9 protein-coding genes are annotated in these 22,143 nt (G+C 43.6%); all 9 read left to right on the top strand.

Annotated features, from left to right (window positions below; genetic code table 11):
* Nucleotides 1-6: 6 nt before the first annotated feature.
* The 9 genes from M2135_RS12725 (at nt 7) to ahcY (ending at nt 22,069) form a co-directional block, all read left to right on the top strand.
* Entirely contained in the window at nt 7-3,444 is a 3,438-nt protein-coding gene (locus M2135_RS12725) for a TonB-dependent receptor (RefSeq protein WP_280748895.1), read from the top strand.
* 12 nt (nt 3,445-3,456) lie between these two features.
* Nucleotides 3,457-5,502, top strand: coding sequence for a RagB/SusD family nutrient uptake outer membrane protein (locus M2135_RS12720; protein ID WP_280748894.1), 2,046 nt, complete (start codon nt 3,457-3,459; stop codon nt 5,500-5,502).
* Between the two features lie 18 nt (nt 5,503-5,520).
* Nucleotides 5,521-6,291: a DUF3823 domain-containing protein gene (locus M2135_RS12715; RefSeq protein WP_280748893.1), complete on the top strand. Its 771-nt coding sequence runs from the start codon at nt 5,521-5,523 to the stop codon at nt 6,289-6,291.
* A gap of 86 nt (nt 6,292-6,377) precedes the next feature.
* Nucleotides 6,378-8,315, top strand: coding sequence for a hypothetical protein (locus tag M2135_RS12710; RefSeq protein WP_280748892.1), 1,938 nt, complete (start codon nt 6,378-6,380; stop codon nt 8,313-8,315).
* Nucleotides 8,316-8,352: 37 nt separating this feature from the next.
* A complete protein-coding gene (locus tag M2135_RS12705; protein WP_280748891.1) occupies nt 8,353-11,649 on the top strand; it encodes a DUF5107 domain-containing protein in 3,297 nt (1,098 codons plus the stop codon).
* A 31-nt stretch (nt 11,650-11,680) separates the two neighbouring features.
* Nucleotides 11,681-14,695: a glycosyl hydrolase family 28-related protein gene (locus tag M2135_RS12700; RefSeq protein ID WP_280748890.1), complete on the top strand. Its 3,015-nt coding sequence runs from the start codon at nt 11,681-11,683 to the stop codon at nt 14,693-14,695.
* 162 nt (nt 14,696-14,857) lie between these two features.
* The gene (locus M2135_RS12695; RefSeq protein ID WP_280748889.1) at nt 14,858-17,176 is read left to right on the top strand and encodes a glycoside hydrolase family 9 protein; all 2,319 of its coding nucleotides are present in this window, start codon (nt 14,858-14,860) and stop codon (nt 17,174-17,176) included.
* Nucleotides 17,177-17,228: 52 nt separating this feature from the next.
* Nucleotides 17,229-20,234: a glycosyl hydrolase family 28-related protein gene (locus tag M2135_RS12690; RefSeq protein WP_280748888.1), complete on the top strand. Its 3,006-nt coding sequence runs from the start codon at nt 17,229-17,231 to the stop codon at nt 20,232-20,234.
* Nucleotides 20,235-20,650: 416 nt separating this feature from the next.
* Nucleotides 20,651-22,069 (top strand): adenosylhomocysteinase, encoded by a 1,419-nt coding sequence (gene ahcY, locus M2135_RS12685; protein WP_280748887.1) that lies wholly within the window; start codon nt 20,651-20,653, stop codon nt 22,067-22,069.
* The last annotated feature ends 74 nt before the right edge of the window (nt 22,070-22,143 follow it).

Here is a 22,143-nt window from a genome sequence, read left to right as displayed (position 1 = left end):
TTCAAAATGAGTAACATCAAGCAATTTCTTACACGATTGTTGTTGTGCTGTTGTGTCCTTGTTAGCTCCGGTTACATGGCGGCAACTCAACTTACTCTTGACATCAAAGAGAAATCAGTTCGGGATGTCATAAAAGAGATTGAAAAAGCCAGTGATTATCGCTTTTTCTATAATGAAGGACTGATTGGACTAAATGAAAAGATCTCCATCGAAGTCAACGATGAAAATATTGAAACAGTGCTGGAGCAGATCTCCCGAAATACAACTGTGACATATACTATGCGGGATAACCACCAAGTGGTACTTTTTGCTAAAGCAGAAAAAGTACAGCAAAATGGGAAGACGATTTCCGGCACGATTACGGATAACACCGGAGAGCCTCTGATCGGTGTGAATGTACAGATAAGTGGAGTAGCCATAGGAACCATCAGTGATGTGAATGGAGAATTCACATTGCAAGGGGTCACTCCAGGCACGACTTTACTTGTCAGCTATATCGGATATGTCACCCAGCAAATACGCGTAGGCGATGCCAATCATTACAATATCACCATGCGAGAAGACTCTAAAGCACTCGACGAGGTGGTTGTGGTTGGTTATGGTACGCAAAAGAAAGCAACGTTAGTTGGTGCGGTAGCTTCGATTAATTCGGATGAACTACTAACCACAAAAACGGATAACGTGATAAACAATATGCAGGGAAAAATGGCCGGATTGCTTATACGTCAGCAAACAGGTGAACCGGGTGATTTCGGTAATATGATCAGTATCCGTGGTTTTGGTACACCGGTAATCGTTATAGACGGAATCGTTCGCACGAACGACGGGGCTACCGAATTAGCGCAATTAACCTCCGATGATATTGAAAGCGTTTCTATCCTGAAAGATGCATCGGCAGCTATCTATGGTATGAATGCTGCAAACGGAGTAATTATTGTCACAACAAAGAAGGGTGAAGAAGGAAAAGCCCGTCTTTCGTATTCCGGTCTGTTTGGGATGAAAATGCCAACTGGTATGCCGGAAATGGCAAATGCATACCAATATCGGATGATGGAAAACGAATTTCAAAGAAATATCGGAGCGGCACCACGGTACAGTGACGACTTACTTCAGAAATACAAAAATGGTGAGCCCGGTTATCAAGATTGGGACTGGATTGATATGTATATGTATAAATCGGTTCCAGCACACAATCATACCGTTTCGGTAAGAGGGGGTAGTGACAAAGTCAAATATTTCACCAGTTTGGGTTATAATGAAGATAATGGATTGCTTAAAAGTGACGTGCAATATTACAAGCGGTACACCTTTAGAAGTAATGTCACAGCTGAACTGACGAAAGATCTTAAAATGAATGTCCTGGTTTCGGGACGTGTGGACAAGAGTCAACGAGGACATGAAGATTTCATATGGACTTATAAGAGTTTTATTGTGAATGACCGTGGAGTCGGCCCATATGCATTGGGTAGTACCGATCATTTATCGGCTGTCGGACCAGAGGACAAAAACCCGGCTGCTTTGATAAGTCCTGATTTGGAAGGGTATCGGCGGAACGAAAACACCACCGGAAGCGCACAGTTGGATTTGACATACACCGCCCCGTTTCTGCCTGGCTTGAGTGTGAATGTATTGGGTTCTTATGACATCAAACAATACAACGAATCCGATAAGGAAGCATCACATGATTTATATGATTATTATACAGACACCTACACTAAGACAAGAGGACAGGATCGCTATTGGAACCAAATACGACTTTATAACAAAGCGTATACGAGAATCCAGGCTAATTATTCGGAAAAATTCGGTGATCACTCACTTGATGTAACAGGCGTTTTTGAGGCTTCTCAGGATCGATATGACAAACTAAGAGGTGACCGGTCATACTCGGATCTGTTTACTTTCGACATCCTCGACCAAGCTTCTGCCAGTACCGCATCAAACGAGGGTAATCGCGAATTCAGAAGATATGTCGCTTTTGTAGGTCGCGCAAATTATGATTACAAGGGTAAATACCTTCTTGAAGGGATGATACGTCGTGACGGTAGTTACCGGTATGCTCCGGGTAAGCGTTGGGCGACATTCCCCTCAGTGAGTGCTGCATGGCGTGTGTCTGAAGAAGAGTTTTTCAAAAATCTGGCACCTTTTGTTGATAATTTAAAACTGAGAGCTTCCTATGGAGAAAGTGGACGCGATCAGGGTAACGCATACGAATATTTACCGGCGTATACTTCGGATACTCGACGGGGTTATGTCTTTGAAGACGGAACATTAACGACAGGGATGTATCCTCCGGGTGTTGTAAACGATAATATGACATGGGTAAAAGCTAAATTCTTCAATGTGGGTGTGGATCTTGATATCCTACGAAACAAATTCAGCGCTACTTTTGAGTATTTCCAACGGAAGAATACCGGTATTCTAGCCAACAGGATCTCTTCTGTGCCCAATACGTTCGGTGCTTCTTTCCCGCAGGAAAATCTTAACTCGGATTTAAATCGCGGTATTGAGTTACAATTGAAATACAGAGACGGAATTGGTAAAGATTTCAAATATACAGTAGGAGCGAATCTTACATTTGCGAGAACCAAACGTTTGCATGTTGAAAGAGCTCCTTTTACCAGCCAATGGGACAGGTGGAGAAACGGAAACGAAGATCGCTATACAGGACGAAGCCTGATTTATTCATATAACGGACAATACGGTTCATTGAATGAATACGAAGCAGCTCCATTGAGTGGTGGTAACCGTGGTAATTCAAAGATGTTGCCGGGTGCTTACCGTATAACCGACGTCAATGGTGATGGTCGAATTAGCGGTGAGGACCAATTGTTTAAAAACTGGTCGTATGGTACCAGTGGATACACTTCCGGTGCATCGGAAGCTGTTGACGGAGTGTCATGGAACCGTGTCAATCCTCCGCTTCAATTCGGATTTACTTTCGATGGTAGCTATAAATCGTGGGATTTAAGCTTGCTTCTACAGGGTGCGGCGCTTTATTCATTAAATTATCACATGAATGATATTTGGGGATACGGACGTTATCCGACTATGCACGCAAGATTTTTAGATCGTTGGCATACGGCTAGCCCAACAGATGATCCGTTGGATCCAAACACCCAATGGATTGCTGGGAAATTCCCGGCAGGAAGGCCTTATAACTACGACAATACGACAGATGCTAATATCATTGACGTTTGGCGACCGAAAGTTGCATATTTACGATTGAAAAATATAGAACTTGGTTATACGGTTCCCCAGACGATATTGAATAAAGTGGGTATCGAGCGGTTACGTGTATTTGTAAATGGCACAAATCTATTGACATTTGCAGAAGAAAATGTACGGAAAATGGACCCTGAAAGACAAGAGAATGCATGGAATGCCGGTTTGTCTTATCCTATTATGAAAGCGGTGAATTTCGGTGTTAATCTAAATTTTTAATTGAATCTGATTATGATAAGGAATATCAAGAAATATAAATGGCTATTAATGTCAATCATGTTTTTGACATTAAGTAGCAGTTGTAATGATTTTTTAGATGTAGAATCATTAACAAAAATGGATTCGGATAGGTTGTTGTCAAGCGAAAAAGGGTTGAAAACGCTTTTGGCTAATATGTACAATGCGATACCGATGGAAGACTTTAACTACCGTCCGGAAATCGGGTTCAATCGTCGTGGATGGGGTAACGGAGGCGAATATGTCAAGTTAACGCATTACACAGATGAGAGTGTTCTGAGTAGTGGTAGTGGTATGGGACCTGGAGGGTTCGCTTTCTGGACAGGGACATCAGGTCTTGTATCGAATGTTACCGGGAATAATATTTTTGCGGTTAGTGCTTATGGGCGGAACAGAGATGTTTCCATATTTATGAAAAGCATTGCTGAAGCGAAAGAGGGGGGTGTTATTACTGAAGATACATACAATCGGTTGAAGAGTGAAGCTCACTTTACCCGTGCGTATATTTATTTTCAATTGGCTAAACGTTATGGAGGTGTTTGTCTTATCGACTGGCTTCAGGATGACGACTATAATGGGGATGCCACTCCTTTGTTTATCTCACGCAGTACTGAAGAGGATACTTGGAAATTCGTATTAAAGGAATGTGATAAGGCGATCGAATATCTACCGACACCGGAAAACTTTAAAGACGGTGATGGTGATTCTCGTTACCGTGCTACGAAATGGGCCGGATATGCGTTGAAATCGAGAGCAGCTCTTTATGCGGCATCACTTGCTAAATATGGAGGAAGAGCGACTTTCTCCGGTGAAGCGGTCAATCAAAAGTTAGTCGGGATGGATGCCTCACTTGCTGATTTCTTTTATAGTGAGTGTATTTCGGCATCAAAAGCGATTATTGATAATTCCACTCATTCGCTTTATAAACCGAATCCGGCCAACGGAGAAGAAGCGGCCAAGAACTACCAGGAAATGTTTATGAATGCGCTTGGAGATGAGATTATCTTTGCCAGATCGTATATCGATGGAACAAAACTGGAAAATCAGGGACACGATTATGATATTTTCTTTAGTCCATCGCAAGCCAGTACCGGTTTCCATAAATGGGGACGTTTCTCTCCAAGTTTGGATATGGTGGATTTGTATGAAGATTATACCGATGACGGAACAGGCAAAAGCGCTCAGATCGTAACACGTACCGATGGAAAAGAGAATGAATACCTCAGTACAAACTCTCCGTTGGATGCACAAATAACATCTATTCCGTTCGTAAAATATGACAATCCGTATGAACCGTTCAAAAATAAAGATGCCCGTCTGCATGGGAGTATTATAGTGCCGGGTGCCGAGTATAAAGGTATCACTATTGTGATGCAAGGAGGATTGATCACTAAAAATGGTGAAGTTAAACTCTACCAGTCTTATAGTGAAGAGGGAAAAGACGGTAAGATGTACTATTCTTACGGAGCCGAGAGTCCTTCAGGTTATTCCGGTTTTGCCTCCATGACAAGTGGTGACGATGCGAACTACTCCTCAACAGGATTTACGATTCGGAAATTTTTAGCGGAAGATAAAACAATCACCGGAGCAGAACGCAGTTCTAACACCCCATGGATCGATTTTCGCTTAGGTGAAGTTTATTTGAACTATGCTGAGGCTGTAGCAGAGAGTGGATCGGGTGACCGGACGGCTGCTGCCGGTTATATCAATGCTTTGCGCAAACGTGCCGGACATACGGATCAAATACCGTTAACACTTGATAATGTACTGAAAGAACGTCGGGTCGAATTGGCATTTGAAGGTCAACGGTTGTGGGATATGTTCCGTCGCCGGGAATATCATACTTTGTTTAACAATCATAGAAGACATGCTTTAGTACAATTGGTAGACCTTCGCGAAGATACACCAAAATATGTTTTTGTGAGAATGGAACAATTTCATGATATACAGGCCGGAGGTCGTACATTCCAGACGATGAATTATTATTTCAATATTCCTGGCACAGACGTAAATGGCTTAGTAAATAATCCGGGACGTTAATTTTAAAATAAGAATATTATGATTAAGTTACAATTAAAAAATCTAGTGATAATTTCCATGGCCGTTTTTACACTATCGGCTTGTGGTGATATGTTTAAGATTGACAATTACGACGGACCGAATGCCTCATTAAACGGAGGGATTAAAGATATAAAAACGGGCGAATTGGTAGAGACTGATATTCAGAATGGTTCGCGCATGCAGTTTCAGGAGTTGGGTTATCCTACAGGCCTTTTAACACGTGTCATCAAGCAAAATGGAGAATTTCGCGATGATCTGTTTTTTGCAGGTAGCTATAGTGTCGATTTCAATGCATGCAACTTCTATCCGTTCTTTGTGGATGAGGTCGTTGTAAAGAAAGGGAATAATACCATGGACTTTCAGGTAACACCCTATATCCGTGTGAAGAATGTGAATATTGTGAAAGAGGGTAATACCATTAAAGCAACGTTCAATCTGGAAGCCGGTAAGGAGGAGGTTCGCTTGAGCAATGTCTGTTTATATGCCCATACGGATATATATGTAGGCGACCAGGTAACTTCTTATACTCCGGGAGGAACAAGTTTTAAACAGGAGTTCTCTCCGGCGAAAGAAATCGATGAGTCTGAAACGTACACATTGACGATTGACCTGACAAATGAGGTGGATAAAAAGTATTTCCAATATGCGCGTAATTACTACTTCCGGGTAGGTGCTATGGCTGCTATTGCCGATGGAGGTACAAAAGTTGGGACAATTCGTCGCAATTATGCTCCATATACAATCATCAATTTTAGCGTTGCTCAGTAATTCGTTATTATTTTAGAAGAGGTGGAAATATTTCCTATTTTCACCTCTTTATTTTTTCTGAACCTACATCTTAAACTTTTATTCGTATGAAACAACTGATAACCGGTATGGCTGTTTTAGCTATGCTTTTAATGACTCAATGTACGTCTGCACCTAAAGAGTTCAAAATTAAATTTGACAGCAACCACGAAGTCTCCGGGCAAAAGTTTGCCCTTCGGGATATCAATCCGGATCTGCCGTCCAATTGGGATGAGTATAATTATGTGATATTGGAGTTTCGAATCACTACTGCTCAACGTTTCCATGTCGGATTTACGACCGATTACGGGTATAACGAATTGCGTGTGATGAGTTACTTGCCTAATGGCTGGAATAAACTGGCTATCCCTTTGAAATTTTACCGGCGATTGCCGGATGCCAGAGTCGATTTGGCAGCCACTTTTAATCAACCCCGGTATGCGGGATGGATTAACCTAGGAGGAAAACGTGGTGAACTTCACGGTGTTGATTCGATCGGTATTCGTATGCGTGTGCCTATTGGGAATCCGGAATTTGAAATCCGTTCAGTTACGCTTGCCGTAGAGGATCCGGGTGACGAGTATTTGGAAAATAGATATGCCGTTGATGAGTTCGGACAACATAATTTGGTACAGTATGAAGAGAAAATCACTTCATTAGATCAACTGCAGACAGAATGGGCTGCTGAAGATAAGGAATTAGAAAGTGCCCAACCAGATTACAATTACTCCCGATATGGTGGTTACCTACAAAAGCAGGTGAAGGGTACTGGCTTTTTCAGGATAGAAAAGGTAGACGGACGTTGGTGGTTTATCGATCCGGATGGTTATTTATTCCTTTCTCATGGAGTAGACTGCGTGAATCCCGGCGGAGGGGGCAACGCCAATAATTTCGACAAACGCACCAATATGTTTAAAGAATTGCCTCCCGAACAGTTCAGGCAAAATAATCGTAACCGTGCATCAGCATCATACGGGGCTTGGAACCTTTATCGACGTTATGGTGCGGATTTTCGTGAGAAAGCCAACGAGATGGCTATCAAACGTCTGGACAGATGGGGATTGAATACCATCGCCAACTGGTCGAGTGCTGCCGTATATGGATTGAATAAAAAAGCGCATACACTTGGATTGCGTGGATTAGGCATAGATGGCAACCTGATGGGATTAGCAGATGTGTATACGCCCGATTTTGCAGCTAAGATGGATTCAAGCATGAAGAGTTACCTGCCCGAAAACAAAAATAACCCTTGGGTGCTTGGTTATTTCGTTGGAAACGAACCATCATGGCTGGGGCAAGAAGCCCGTCTTTGCGACTTGATTCTTGAAGGTGAAGATCGTCCGATTAAGGTAGAATTGAAGAAATACTTACAAAGCGGTGATACACCGGAACGTAAGAAGGCGTTCATCTACAAAACATTCAATACTTTCCTGCAAACCGTAAAGGCAACAATGAAACGGTATGATCCCAACCATCTGAATCTGGGGATTCGTTTCGGTAATTTAAATGAGTTGGACGAAGAACTGATGGAAATTTGCCGTAATGCGTTTGATATACTCAGTTTCAACTGTTATGCCTTGGAACCAAGTAAAGAAATGATGGATCGTGCATTACGTTTGACTGATACGCCTATGATTATCGGTGAATATCATTTCGGAACAGTCGACAGAGGTATGGCACAATCACTTTGGCAGGTTGAAAGCCAAGAGCAGAGAGGTGTGGCCTATCGGTATTATACCGAACAGGGGTATTCTCATCCCGGGTTGATCGGTACAGGATATTTTCAATGGTGCGACCAGGATTTGATGGGGCGCGGAAATGACGGAGAAAACTACAATTGCGGTTTGATCGATGTGACCGATCGTCCTTACAAATATCAGGTAGAGGCCATGATGGAAACGGCTAAACGTTTGTATGATGTTCACTCCGGAGCCATTCAGCCTTTCAGCCAAAAGCCGGTAAAAGCTCGTGGACATGAAAGCATCCCTGATTATTGGAATAAATAAAGAACAGTTAATTAGAAACGAATAATACCATGTTTTCATGAAGAAAATAATATTCGCGCTATATATTATCGGTGGTGTATTCTGTCTGTCCAATATTCAGGCGCAGGTTAAGTTACAGGAAGGTAGTCAGGTCATGAAAACTTACATACAGACACCTCCCAATGTGATGCCGCGCTTTTACGAAGGACGTAACCACCAGGGAGTACAACGTAGGATTTACCCCTATCCGTTCGATGACGGATTGACCACAAGAACAGAGGATGTTAGTTATCCGATGATCTTTCTTGAAAATGATTATATCCAACTGAAAATAGCACCGGAACAAGGTGGCCGTATTTATGCTGCTTATGATAAGACAAACGGTTATAACTGGTTCTATGAAAACCATGTTGTGAAACCTTCGCTTATCGGGATGGTCGGAAACTGGCGTTCCGGTAGTCTAGCGTGGGGGTATCCACACCACCATGGGCCTACCACAGTAGAGAATATGGATTATGAGATCGAAGAACATGCCGACGGTAGCAAAACAGTATGGATTAATAACACCGAGCGGTTGCAACGTGTCAATACGTTGATAGGCTATACAATCTATCCGAACTCGTCGATTGTAGAGATGACGATCAATCCACGCAACCGGACAGCTTTGGAAAACTCGTTCCTTTTCTGGACGAATCCGGCCGTTCATTGCGACTCAGCCTATCAGGTTATATTTCCGCCATCGGTACAATATGTAACCTTCCACGGGAAACGTGATATGACAGCTTGGCCTATCGCCGACAGTCGTTTCAATAACTACAACTTTACGGATATGGATATTAGTTGGTGGATGAATACGCATGTACCTTCTTCTTTCTTTTCCTGGGATCCGCGTGAAGATTATTTTGCGGGTTACGACCATAACCTCCAGGCGGGTACGGCATGGATCGGGAATCATTATGTTTCTCCGGGCATGAAATATTGGGCTGACGGTAATAATGCCAATGGACTTAAAACCAACGAGGGGCTTACAGATAATGATGGACGTTATATCGAGCTTATGGCAGGTTTCTATACCGACAACCAACCCGACTATAGCTGGTTGGAGCCGTATGAAACTAAATTCGGTAAGATGGTATGGTTCCCTATCCGTGAGTTGGGAGGTTTGAAATATGCCAACCGGAATGGTGCGATGAACTATGAGTTAAAAGGTGCTGATATTGAAGTAAGATTGAATACCACCTCTGCTCATAAGGCAGCCAAATTTGTGCTCAAAGGCAAAGGCAAAGAAATAAAGACTGAACAGATTAGTATCAGCCCTGCCGAGCCGCGTAAGATAAATGTTAAATTACCTGCAGGTGTAGTTGAAACCGATCTCAACATTGCCCTATATGATACCGACGGTCAGCTGATTCTGGGTTATATCGCGCAGGACTATGAGTATCCAAAACAGGATAAACCTGAAGCATTAGGAGCATTCCCCGAGCCAACTGCTATTGAATCGGTAGAAGAATTATACCTTACAGGGTTGCGCATTAATCAGTTCCACAGCACATTGGATCCGATGCCTTATTATCAGGAGGCGCTAAAGCGCGATCCGAACAATTCGGAGGTCAATACCCAACTGGGTATCCTTGCGATCAAGGATCATAATTGGGAACAGGCGGAAAAGTATCTTCGTACAGCGGCTACGCGTGTAAAAATGAACTATACCCGTCCGAAAGATTGCGAATCACTCTACTACCTGGGTCTTGTTCTTCAGGAGTTAGGCCAACTGGATGAAGCCTACGATTGGCTTTATCAATCTACGTGGGGATACGCATGGCATACGGCCGCTTATTACCAACTGGCTGAGATTGATTGTCGGCGTGGAAATTATGCTGTCGCTCTCGATCATGTCAATCGTTCGTTATCTACCAATACAGACAATATCAGAGCATTGAATCTGAAAGGTCTGATCCTTCGCAAAATGGGCTTGGAAGCTGATGCGCAAGCTTGGTTTGAAACAGTATTGGAGAAAACCAAGATCAATTATATGGCCATGAACGAATTGATTTCGATGTATAAGGCAAAAGGGAATACTGCAAAAGCCAATGATGGCCTTAAAAAGCTTTCAGGCTGGATGCGTGACGATATTCAGGCTTATCTCGAATTTTCCACAGAATATATGTCGGCCGGTGCATACAAAGAAGCAGTAGAGGTTCTTGCCCGCATGGAAACAAAAGGAAATACCTATCCGTTGCTTTATTACTATCTCGGTTATCTGAACGAGATACAAGGTGATACCAATAAGGCATTTGCCTATTACCAGAAAGCTAATACAATGCCTTCTGATTACTGTTTCCCGTTCCGCTCCGAAGAGGTGGTTATACTGAATCGGGCGATGGCGATGGACGCAACCGGTGCTAAAGCCTCTTACTATTTAGGCAATCTGTACTACGAGCATCAACCTCGTAAAGCAATGGAACTTTGGGAGAAATCGGCTAAACTCGATCCTACATTCTATATTGTTCATCGTAACCTCGGTCTTGCATACAATGAAATTGATAAAGACTATGCGAAAGCGCTGACAAATATGAAGAAAGCGGCTCAGGTGGGTAGTGGCGACGCTCGTCTGTTGTTCGAAATAGATGGACTTAACGAGTTGAATAAGGTCTCTCCGCAGGATAAGTACGAGTTCCTTATGGCCAATTATGCCACTGCGACCAAACGCGGTGAAACGCTGTTGCGTCTGATTACTCGTGCTGTTGAGTATGGCAAATACGACGAAGCATTGAAGACATTGGAAACAAACAGTATCTCCGAAACAGAAGGTTCGCGTGATATCCAGAATGCCTACCTCAATAGCTATACACTTCGTGCTCTTGCTCAGATTGACAAGAAGGCATACAACGAGGCGATGAAAGATGTAGAGGCCGCCTTGGATTATCCTATCGGTTTGTATGGCCGTGGAAGGTATGCGCAGCTGTATTATCTGGCAGGACTTGTGTATGAATCGCGTGGGGAAGGTACAAAAGCACGTGAATCATACGAAAAAGCGATGCAGGTAGAAACTGAACGTGGCGACGACCGTGAGTTCGATTACTACAAAGGTCTTGCGTTAATCAAGATGAATAAGGCAGAAGAGGCTAAAAGATTATTCCAAAAGATGTTAGGTGATACGGCTGATAATAGTGCTTACACACAATTTGACGGGCGACGCTCCAGCATTGCGCAACAAGTGACCAATCACTATATGGCCGGATTAGGCTATATGGGGCTGGGAGACAAAACAAAAGCGTCGGCAGAATTTAAACAAGCCTTGGAGTTGAACCCCGGACATATCTGGAGCAAGACGTATCTCGAGTCATTGAAATGATAGAATAAATGTGTAACTAATTAATAGAACAATGAATAAAGTAAAAAAAGTTTTTTGTGTGTTGGTGGGATTGATCATCGCGTTTCAGCTTGCCGCCGTAGATCTGAAGTCTATGTATACTCAACGTCCGGACGACCCCGAAGCATTCTATTTTACTCCGGAGAATTACAATATTAAGGCCGACGGGAAAATGGATGTTTCCGATATACTTCAGGAAGCGATCAATCAGGTGAAACGTGAAAGAAACTTTGGTATATTGTTTATCCCCGAAGGGAAATACTTAGTGAGCAAAACAATTTATGTGCCTACGGCCGTTCGTTTAATCGGGTACGGTAAGAATCGTCCTGAATTTATTCTGGCCAAGAACTCTCCCGGTTTTCAGGAGGAGATTCCGACAGACAAAGGAAAAGCCAAATATGTCTTCTGGTTTACAGGAGGGATGGTCGTAGAGGGACAGCCTGTTCGTGATGCAGGAGCCAGTACCTTTTATAGTGCCATGTCAAACATTAATCTTCGGATAGAGGATGGTAATCCGCATGCGGTAGGCTTACGTACACATTATGCCCAACATAGTTTTGTCAGTCATATGGCCATTTATGCCGGAAAAGGAAAAGCCGGATTATTTGAAGTCGGAAATGAGATGGAGAATATGGCGTTTTTCGGTGGCGATTATGGGATCTACACGACAAAAGCCTCTCCGGGCTGGCAGGTCATGTTTGTGGATGGCTATTTTGAAGGACAACGTGTAGCAGCACTTCGTTGTCAGGAGTCTGGGTTGGCAATCGTCAATCTTCAGGTAAAGAATTCTCCGATTGTGTTTGATATCGATCCCAATTATGCCGATCGCCTATTTGTGGAGAACAGTCGTTTTGAAAATATAAAAGAGGCTGTCGTGGTGATCAGTAATGAGAATAACAGCAACAATCAGATCACGTTCCGGAACATCTATTGCCAGAACGCACCGGTATTGGCAAAATATGTACGCAGTAATACCGATACGAAGGTGGCGCATAAAACATATCATATAAAGGATTACTCACACGGACTGCAGATGGATAATATGCTGGCACGTGCACAATACCGTACCGTTACGGATATTGAACCGATTGCCAAAATGCCGGCTGTATTAGTCCGTGACATTCCGGCTCTTCCGGCTATGGAGACTTGGGTAAATATCCGTGACCTGGGAGCGAAAGGCGATGATCAGACGGATGATGCACAAGCTTTCCAGGATGCGATTGACAAATATGATAATATCTATGTACCGCAAGGCTGGTATCGTTTTTCAAAAACAGTAAAGATGAAACCGAACACCAAGCTGATCGGATTACATCCGTTTGGAACACAGTTCAGACTGGCTGAGAGTACACCGGCATTTAGCGGATTCGGTGCTCCTGTGGCAATGTTGGAATCTTCCGAAGGAGGTAACAACATCCTGAATGGTATTGGTATCAATACCGGTGGTTATAACTATCGTGCCGTAGGCGTGAAATGGATGGCAGGTGTTGGTTCGTATGTGAATGACATCAAATTTGTGGGAGGTCATGGAGGTTTACGCAAACCGGTACCCGGTCAGGAAACACAAGGGTATCGCCGGCAGGAACCGCGTATCAGTTCACCGGAGAATCCAGTGACAAATGCGGGTATGGATCAGGCATGGGATAATCAATACTGGAGTTTCTGGGTAACCAACAACGGAGGAGGAACCATTAAAGATGTGTGGACTGCTTCGACCTATGCTACCAATGGTTTGTATGTGAATAATACCAGTACGCCGGGACGTATCTATGCCATGTCGCTGGAGCATCATGTTCGGAACGAAGCACGTTTCAAAAACGTATCCAATTGGAAAGTCTATTGTTTCCAACTCGAAGAAGAGAGCCGTGAAAGTACGGACTGTCAGCCGGTGGAACTGGAGAATTGTCAGGATATGATTTTTGCTAATCTGTATATGTTCCGCGTGATCCGTGTAAACGAGCCGTATCATAACTCCGTGCGTGTTTGGAATTGCAAAAATATAGAGTTCGCCAACCTGCATAACTACTCGCAGATTAAGTATACCACTGATATACCGGTGTATGATATAAATAAGAATATCGAGGTACGTCCCTGGGAGTTACAGAAACTGATGGTAACAGGTAACGAATCAAATCGTAGAACGGTCAATAACCATGTAGGGCAAGTGAATGAATTAGCTTCCGGTTTTGAATTTGCTGAAGGGATTGCCCGTGACAGTAAAGGGAATATTTATTTCTCGGAAGAACGTTTGCGCCGCGTGTACAAATGGTCGGTTGAAACAAATACACTTTCTTTGGTCGCTGATTTTCCGTATGCACCGATGTCGCTGGGTTGTGATACACAAGATAATTTGTTGGTTATTTGTCGCTATCGTTCTCAGCCGGGTTATATGGTCAATGGCAAGCAGGAAGCCGTTTATGCGTATCCGGATACAAAAGGAACCTCGTTTGCCGGATATGGAAATAATGTATATGAAACACGTGTTTATTCGGTTAACCCGGAACGTCCGGAGGAGACATTTACGGTGTTGCCAAAAGTAAAAATGGGATCTGTTTCGAATATAACGAAAGCGCTTTATCCGTCTAACAGATGGCGCGACTTCCACGACTTTAACACCGTGGTCGTTTCCAGACCCGAATTATGTTTTGTAGCTCCCGATGGCAAGACAATCATTGCCGATCAATACGACTTTGCCCGTTCCTCTTCTGCATTGGAAGCGTTCCCGGGGAAAACATTCTATGCGTCGGACGACTATGACCGCCGGATGGTAAAAATGGATGTTGCCGCTGACGGAACATTATCGAATATGAGTTATTTCGTAGAATGGGGTGAATTCGGATCAGCTGTCGACAAAGAAGGCAACTTGTATGTGGCAGATGGGAATATCCTTATTTTCGACAAGGAAGGAAATGAAAAGGGAATCATCGAGGTGCCCGAACGTCCGTCTACTATCCAGTTTGGCGGGAAAGATGGGAATACGTTGTTTATCACCGGACGAACAAAACTTTTCAATGTAAAGATAAAATAAGAAGAAATATCTAAATGGCAGGATCCTTTATTGAATCCTTCATTACATTTGCCCTTAATCATTATAGTGTTTCACTTGGGCAAAACGGCTGTTTTGCCCGGTGAAACACTTCTTTTCGCTGAAAAAAAGGATAAAATATTGATCTTAAAAGAACTATAGCGTATGAAAACACACTTACTCTCAATCTTCAGCCTGGCTGTATTATTAGCTGTTACTTCCTGTGTGCAAAAACAGCAGAAGGAAATAAAAACGGATCTTCCGGTAATGCCGATTGTGGCGCCCTACGAGAATACACTTGAATACGAGTGGTCACAGAAAAAGGTGTTAGACACCAAATTACTATCCGATGCCGAAGCTATCACTTCCTGGGAACATTCGGGAGCATACGGCGCAATATCCTTATCAACAGAGAAAAGACACAAAGGAAATGCCTCTGTTATGATAACCTCGCCAACAAAAGGTCCGTCTAATCCTCCGGGAGGAAGGCCTTGGGGAGTCTCAGGGGCATTCTTTAAAGTAAACAACGAAGACTGGACCGATTGGAACCGGATCTCATTCTGGATATATCCTGATCTGCCGGGATTCAAAGTCGTATCAATTAACACGATATTCTTTAATGATGGCGAAGACAAAGTGCCGGGTGTTAAAAACGGGCATAACTTCCAGGTGCTTGAGAACCAGAAATGGAATAAAGTCTATTGGGAAATAGCCCATTTAGGCCGTGAGAAAGTCACCGGATTCGTGATTCAATACCGTTTGCAAGGCAATGAGCCTGGAGCCGCTGAAGAGATTAAATATTACGTCGATGAAGTCTATCTCGAAAAAGTAGACGCCGACCATTTTGAAGGCTGGGATGTTCAGCCAAACCAAATAGCATATAATCACTCCGGGTATGCAGCAAACCTACCAAAAACAGCGCTAACACCCGACCCTTCAGTAAAAACCTTCTCCCTCATTAATACAAGCGACAACTCCGTAGCATTCGAAGGAGAAGTAAAAGCCGGTTCTACCGGTATAGGTACGTTTAACGTATTAGACTTTTCAGCATTCAATACCCCCGGCACCTACACCTTAAAAGCCGGAAACCTACAGACCAAGCCCTTTGTCATAAATAACTTTTCAACCGTATACCGGAACACTATCATCAAGACAATCAACCATTTCTATACCCAACGCTGTGGCTATCTGATCGAAGGAATCCATGACGCCTGTCATCTGGATTGGCTTTGTCACCATGGTGACTTATCGGTAAATATACATGGCGGATGGCATGACGCCGGAGATGTCTCTCAAGGACTGGGTAATACAAGTGAGTCAGCCACTGCCATGATGGAATTGGCGCGTAAGCTGGAAAAAACAGATCCCGTCTTATATGAACGCTTATTGGACGAAGCCCGTTGGGGAACAGCATGGCTTATGAAAACCCGTTTTGGTGATGGATACCGCGCCACATGGTCGACAAAAGATATGTGGACAGACGATATTATAGGAAACAGTGATGACTACCAAAGCAATGCATCCAATAGTCCTCAATCCAATTTCATGGCAGCAGTAACCGAAGCAAATGCAGCGATCCTGTTTAAAGCTAAAGACCCTTTCTTCTCAGACTATGCGCTGAAATGTGCGATAGAAGATTTTGATTTCGCCGCAAAAGCCGATCAGCCCAAGATGCTTGTAGATCTGGCCGGAGCAGGTTTAAATGCCGCAATGGTTCTCTATGAAGCAACAGCCGATGAAAAATATAAAACAGCAGCCGTTAAATATGCCGATTATATCGTAAGCTGCCAGCAACAGAATGATCTGGATACGGATGTTGCACTAAAAGGATTCTTCTACCGTAACTCAGATAAAGAGGCTATCCTTCATTATCCGCATAGAGGATTTGAACACAATGTCGTTACCGGACTTGTAAAAATAGCCCGGCAATTCCCTGACCAGGCCAACGCATGGCGTGAAGCATTGAAGCTATATGCCGGCTACTATAAAGAGATCACAGCACATAATGCCCCCTATTATATGATACCGGCAGGCGTTTACGATCTTACGAAAGCCCGTAATGAAGAAGAAACCGAACAAATACGGGAAGGTATCCGCTTAAATGACCGGTACTACATAAAACGGTTCCCTGTCTGGGGAGAATTCAGAGGAAACAGCGGAACCATCTTAACACAGGCAAAAGGGCTGGCCGATATTGCCAATCTATTACAAGATAAAGAACTCTTAAACATTGTATACCATCAGTTAGAGTGGCATTTGGGGAAAAATCCATTTGCTCAAAGCCTGATGTATGGCGAAGGTTACAGATATGCCGGACAATATTCCGTAATGAGCGGCAATCTTACCGGAGGTCTGCCGGTAGGCGTGCAAACCCATTTCAACCGCGACCTACCTTATTGGCCCGCAGAAAACTGCCATAACTGGAAAGAAATATGGGTACTTCCTTCAGCCATATGGTTATCATTGATGTGCAACTTTATATAAGGAAAGAGATTTTTTATCTGATGCCATTTACTACAATTAATACGATATACATATGAAACTCAGTAAAACAACAAAAAAACTATGCTGCATATTGCTTGCCATTTGCAGTTTCTCCAATTTGTATGCCAATGACGGTTCCGTTTATACCCAACGGCCCGACGATCCCGAAGCATATTATTTTACTGCTGAAAACTACGGTATTAAGGCAGACGGGAAAACCGATGTGACCGACGCCCTTCAAGCAGCGATCAACCAGGTTAAAAAAGAGAAAAGCTTTGGTATTCTTTTTATCCCCGAAGGGAAATATCTGATCAGTAAAACAATCCATGTTCCTAATGCGATCCGGCTTATTGGTTATGGGAAAAAACGTCCTGAGATCATCCTCGGACGGAATACGCCGGGCTACCAGCAGGAACAGAACTATATGATCTGGTTTACCGGTGGCCTTGTAGAAGAAGGACAAACACCCCGTGATGCCGGAGCAGGAACCTTCTATAGCGCCTTGTCGAATATCGACATGCGGATAGAAAAAGGAAACCCTCAGGCTGTTGCTATCCGTTCGCACTTTGCCCAACACAGCTTCATCAGCCATTGTATTATCCAGGCCGGAGAAGGGAAAGCTGGTATTTATGATGTGGGGAATGAGATCGAGAATATAAAAATCTACGGTGGAGATTACGGTATCGACTCCGGCAGAACCTCTCCCGGATGGCCGATGATGATGGTAGATACCTATTTTGAAGGACAGCGTAAAGCAGCAATCCGTACCCGCGAAGTCGGTTTTGCCATTGTCAACATGTACGTAAAAAATGTGCCTGTGGCGTTAGAGATGCAGGAAGGCAGAGTCGACCGGCTCCATATCGAAAACTCCTATTTTGAAAACGTCTCAAAAGCAGGGATTATTGTAAGTATCGAAAACAATTCCTTCTCACAACTCAACCTGATGAACCTCTATTGTAAAAATGTTCCGACACTCATACAATACCTCCAAAGCGGAAAGACCGTAACGATGAAAGATCGGATGTATCAGGTGAAAGATTACACCTACGGGCTGGTCATGAACGATATGAACACCCCTTCTGATTACAAAACGATCAGCGACATTGTCCCTCTGGCCCAATTCCCGGCTCGTCCGGCGAATGATGTTCCGGCTTTACCTGCAATGGAAACATGGGTAAATCTGCGTGACCTGGGAGCCAAAGGAGACGGCGAAACAGATGATACCAAAATCATTCAGGAAGCCATCGCCAACCATACAAATATTTATGTGCCTCAGGGTTGGTATCGTATTACCGAGACCATAAAAATGAAGCCAGATACCCGCCTGATCGGATTACATCCGTTTGGAACCCAGTTCATATTGAAAGAGAGCGAGCCTGCATTTAGTGGCTTCGGTGCCCCAAAACCTATCCTTGAATCTTCCGTTGGAGGAGATGATATCCTGAATGGTATCGGGATGAATACCGGAGGATACAATTACCGGGCAGTAGGCTGTAAGTGGATGGCCGGGGAACAGTCATTGATGAACGACGTTAAATATGTCGGAGGACACGGGACAATGCGCAAACCCACACCGGGGCAAGAAACATCACGCCAGGGGGGACAAAACCGGACACCACGTATTAGTTCGCCAACCAATCCGATTGCTGCTCAGGGTCTCGATCTCGCCTGGGATAACCAATACTGGAGCCTTTGGATTACCAATGGCGGAGGCGGTACAATCAAGGATATATGGACTGCCAGTACATATGCCTCCAGCGGACTTTACGTAAGCCATACCGCTACTCCGGGACGTATTTATGCCATGTCGCTCGAGCATCATGTCCGTAATGAAGCACGTTTCGAAAACGTATCCAACTGGAAAATGTACGCATTCCAGTTTGAAGAAGAAGGACGTGAAGGAAAGGATTGTAAGATGATGGAAGTCTCCAACTGCAAAGACCTATTGTTTGTCAATGTATGGATCTATCGTGTCATCCGCGCTTTCACCCCTCAGGAATTTGGAATCCGGCTCTGGAACAGCGAAAATATCGAGTTCCGTAATATGCACAACTATACACAGATTCTCCCTGTGATCGAGATACCTGTGTATGATGTAAACAAGAAATTACCCATTTATGAATGGGATTTTGCACGTTTGAATGTCAGCGGAAAAGAAAAAAGCCAGCGGCAGATAAACAACAATTTATGGCAGGTCAATAAACTGGCAGAGAACTTCGATTTTGCCACAGGAGCAACCTCCGACAGTAAAGGAAATGTTTATTTTGCAGAAAACCGCCTGAAGAAAGTCTATAAATGGTCGGCCGAAAGCCAGACATTATCACTGTTGGCCGATTATCCCTGGAAACCGTTCACATTAGCGACAGATACGAAAGACAATCTACTGGTTATTTTCCGGTACGACCCTCAGCCGGGCTACCTGATCAATGGCGTACAGGAAACCGTACTGCGTCTGCCCGACGATAATCCGATGTATAGCGGTTGGGGAAACAGCGGTTGGGCAGCATGGGGCTATTCCATAGACCCGGAAAACCCGGACGAAACGATGAAACCGTTACCCCGTAAACCGACAGCGCAGGTGCTCAATGGCGCCAAACGCGTCGTTTACCCTTCCAGCCGGTGGCGCGGAGACTTTGATCAGGTCGTAGTCGGCATGCCCGAACAGAGTTTTGTGGCTCCCGACGGAGTAACGATTATACCGGAAACGTATGACTTATCCCGTTCTGCGGCATTGTCTTTCGTGACACCAGGGCAATCTCAGCCTTTCTTTGTTGCGAAAGAGAGTAATAAAAGCACCGTTAAACTGAACGTGACACCGGAAGGGCGACTCACCAATATGCAGGAAGCCCATCCGCAAGGTCAGTATAGCAGTACGGTCGACCAGGACGGAAATCTATATCTTGCCGACGGACATATTTATGTTTATGATAAGAACGGAAAAGAAATCCGGAGAATCACGCTGGAAGAACGTCCGATTTCTGTGGCGATAGGGGGTAAAGAGAAAAATACCCTGTTTGTAACCACCACTAAATCGTTTTATGGTATTCGAATAAAATAAGATAGAAAAAAACTCTGTTTTTCTTTTTTAAGGCTAAGGTTGCGTAGGTTTGACCGTAGATTAGCTATCTATTTCTGACAGGAGTGAAGTGTTTATAAATAAACCTTACTCCTGTCTTTTTTATGTGAATCGTTTTGTTTCATGATCGGCATCTCTTTCTGCAAATTTTTGCGATAAAAATTCGTTTGACAATTGTAGAACGATCATTCTATAACTATCAAACGATCATTACACAATTGTCAAACGATCGTTTCACAATTGTCGAATGAAATTTTTAACGGCGAAAATGTAGAAAAAGATAAGACCATATCTTCAATGTGTTCGGATGATTCATGATATCGCTTCATCTGTTGATTATAGCTTCTCCCTTAAAATATATTTGTACCTTTGTCGTTTAAATTTTATAAATCAAAGATATGAAACCATTATATTCAACAGATCTGTTGTATAAGATTGCTGATATCGGCTTGGCTGATTTTGGACGTAAGGAAATTGAGATTGCAGAACATGAGATGCCCGGTTTGATGGCTATCCGTCAGAAATATGCAGGACAGAAACCATTGATAGGAGCGCGGATCATGGGCTCGTTACATATGACTATCCAGACTGCTGTGTTGATCGAAACATTGGTTGAACTGGGTGCAGATGTGCGCTGGGCCAGTTGTAATATTTTCTCTACACAAGATCATGCGGCTGCCGCGATTGCAGCAACAGGTGTTCCGGTGTTTGCCTGGAAAGGTGAAACATTAGAAGATTATTGGTGGTGTACCGATATGGCACTTCGTTTCCCGGGCGGTAAAGGCCCTAATCTGATCGTGGATGATGGGGGTGATGCTTCCTTGTTAGTGCATATGGGGTATATGGCAGAGAATGATGCCGAAACGATCAACCGCAAAGGAGGTAATCATGAAGAGCAGGTTATTCTGGATACGTTAAAGCGGATTCTGGCGGAGGATAATGGTCGTTGGCATCGTACTATAACAGAGATGAAAGGTATTTCGGAAGAAACAACTACCGGCGTACACCGGTTGTATCAAATGATGGAAAGAGGCGAGTTGTTGGTTCCGGCAATCAATGTCAATGACTCGGTGACTAAATCGAAATTTGATAACCTTTATGGATGTCGTGAATCTTTAGCGGATGGTATAAAACGGGCAACGGATGTGATGATCGCTGGAAAAGTGGTTGTAGTGGCCGGTTATGGCGATGTCGGTAAAGGGTGTGCGCATTCGATGCGTTCGTATGGGGCACGTGTTTTAGTGACTGAGATAGATCCGATATGTGCACTACAGGCAGCCATGGAAGGTTTTGAGGTGACTACTATGGAAGAGGCGGTCAAAGAAGGAAATATCTTTGTGACGACAACCGGTAATAAAGATATTATCACCATCGCACATATGGCGCAGATGAAAGATCAGGCGATTGTATGTAACATCGGACATTTTGACAATGAAATCCAGGTAGAGAAACTGGTTAATTATCCGAATATTAAACATATCAATATTAAGCCACAAGTCGATAAATATATATTCCCAACCGGAAATGCCATCTTTTTATTAGCAGAAGGGCGTTTGGTGAATCTGGGATGTGCAACAGGTCATCCCTCTTTTGTGATGAGTAATTCGTTTACAAATCAGGTCCTGGCACAGATCGATCTATGGCAAATGGCGTATGAAGTCGGAGTGTATCGTCTGCCGAAACGGTTAGATGAAGAGGTGGCTCGTTTGCATTTGGAGCGTATTGGTGTGAAACTGACACAACTCACGCAAGAACAGGCCGATTATATTGGTGTGGCGGTAGAAGGCCCTTATAAAGCCGAACATTACCGCTATTAATTGTTAATTATTAATTATGAATGATTAATGATTAATTGGAAAGACGCATCAATCATTAAATATTAATCATTAAA

Source organism: Parabacteroides sp. PF5-9, from assembly GCF_029893105.1.
In the GTDB taxonomy this organism is placed as follows: domain Bacteria; phylum Bacteroidota; class Bacteroidia; order Bacteroidales; family Tannerellaceae; genus JARXWG01.
This window is presented reverse-complemented; position numbering and strand designations above follow the sequence as displayed.

Excerpts from the sequence above, each read along its gene's own strand:
- M2135_RS12725 (WP_280748895.1), top strand. The coding sequence starts at position 7 with ATGAGTAACATCAAGCAATTTCTTACACGATTGTTGTTGTGCTGTTGT.
- M2135_RS12720 (WP_280748894.1), top strand. The coding sequence starts at position 3,457 with ATGATAAGGAATATCAAGAAATATAAATGGCTATTAATGTCAATCATG.
- M2135_RS12715 (WP_280748893.1), top strand. The coding sequence starts at position 5,521 with ATGATTAAGTTACAATTAAAAAATCTAGTGATAATTTCCATGGCCGTT.
- M2135_RS12710 (WP_280748892.1), top strand. The coding sequence starts at position 6,378 with ATGAAACAACTGATAACCGGTATGGCTGTTTTAGCTATGCTTTTAATG.
- M2135_RS12705 (WP_280748891.1), top strand. The coding sequence starts at position 8,353 with ATGAAGAAAATAATATTCGCGCTATATATTATCGGTGGTGTATTCTGT.
- M2135_RS12700 (WP_280748890.1), top strand. The coding sequence starts at position 11,681 with ATGAATAAAGTAAAAAAAGTTTTTTGTGTGTTGGTGGGATTGATCATC.
- M2135_RS12695 (WP_280748889.1), top strand. The coding sequence starts at position 14,858 with ATGAAAACACACTTACTCTCAATCTTCAGCCTGGCTGTATTATTAGCT.
- M2135_RS12690 (WP_280748888.1), top strand. The coding sequence starts at position 17,229 with ATGAAACTCAGTAAAACAACAAAAAAACTATGCTGCATATTGCTTGCC.
- ahcY (WP_280748887.1), top strand. The coding sequence starts at position 20,651 with ATGAAACCATTATATTCAACAGATCTGTTGTATAAGATTGCTGATATC.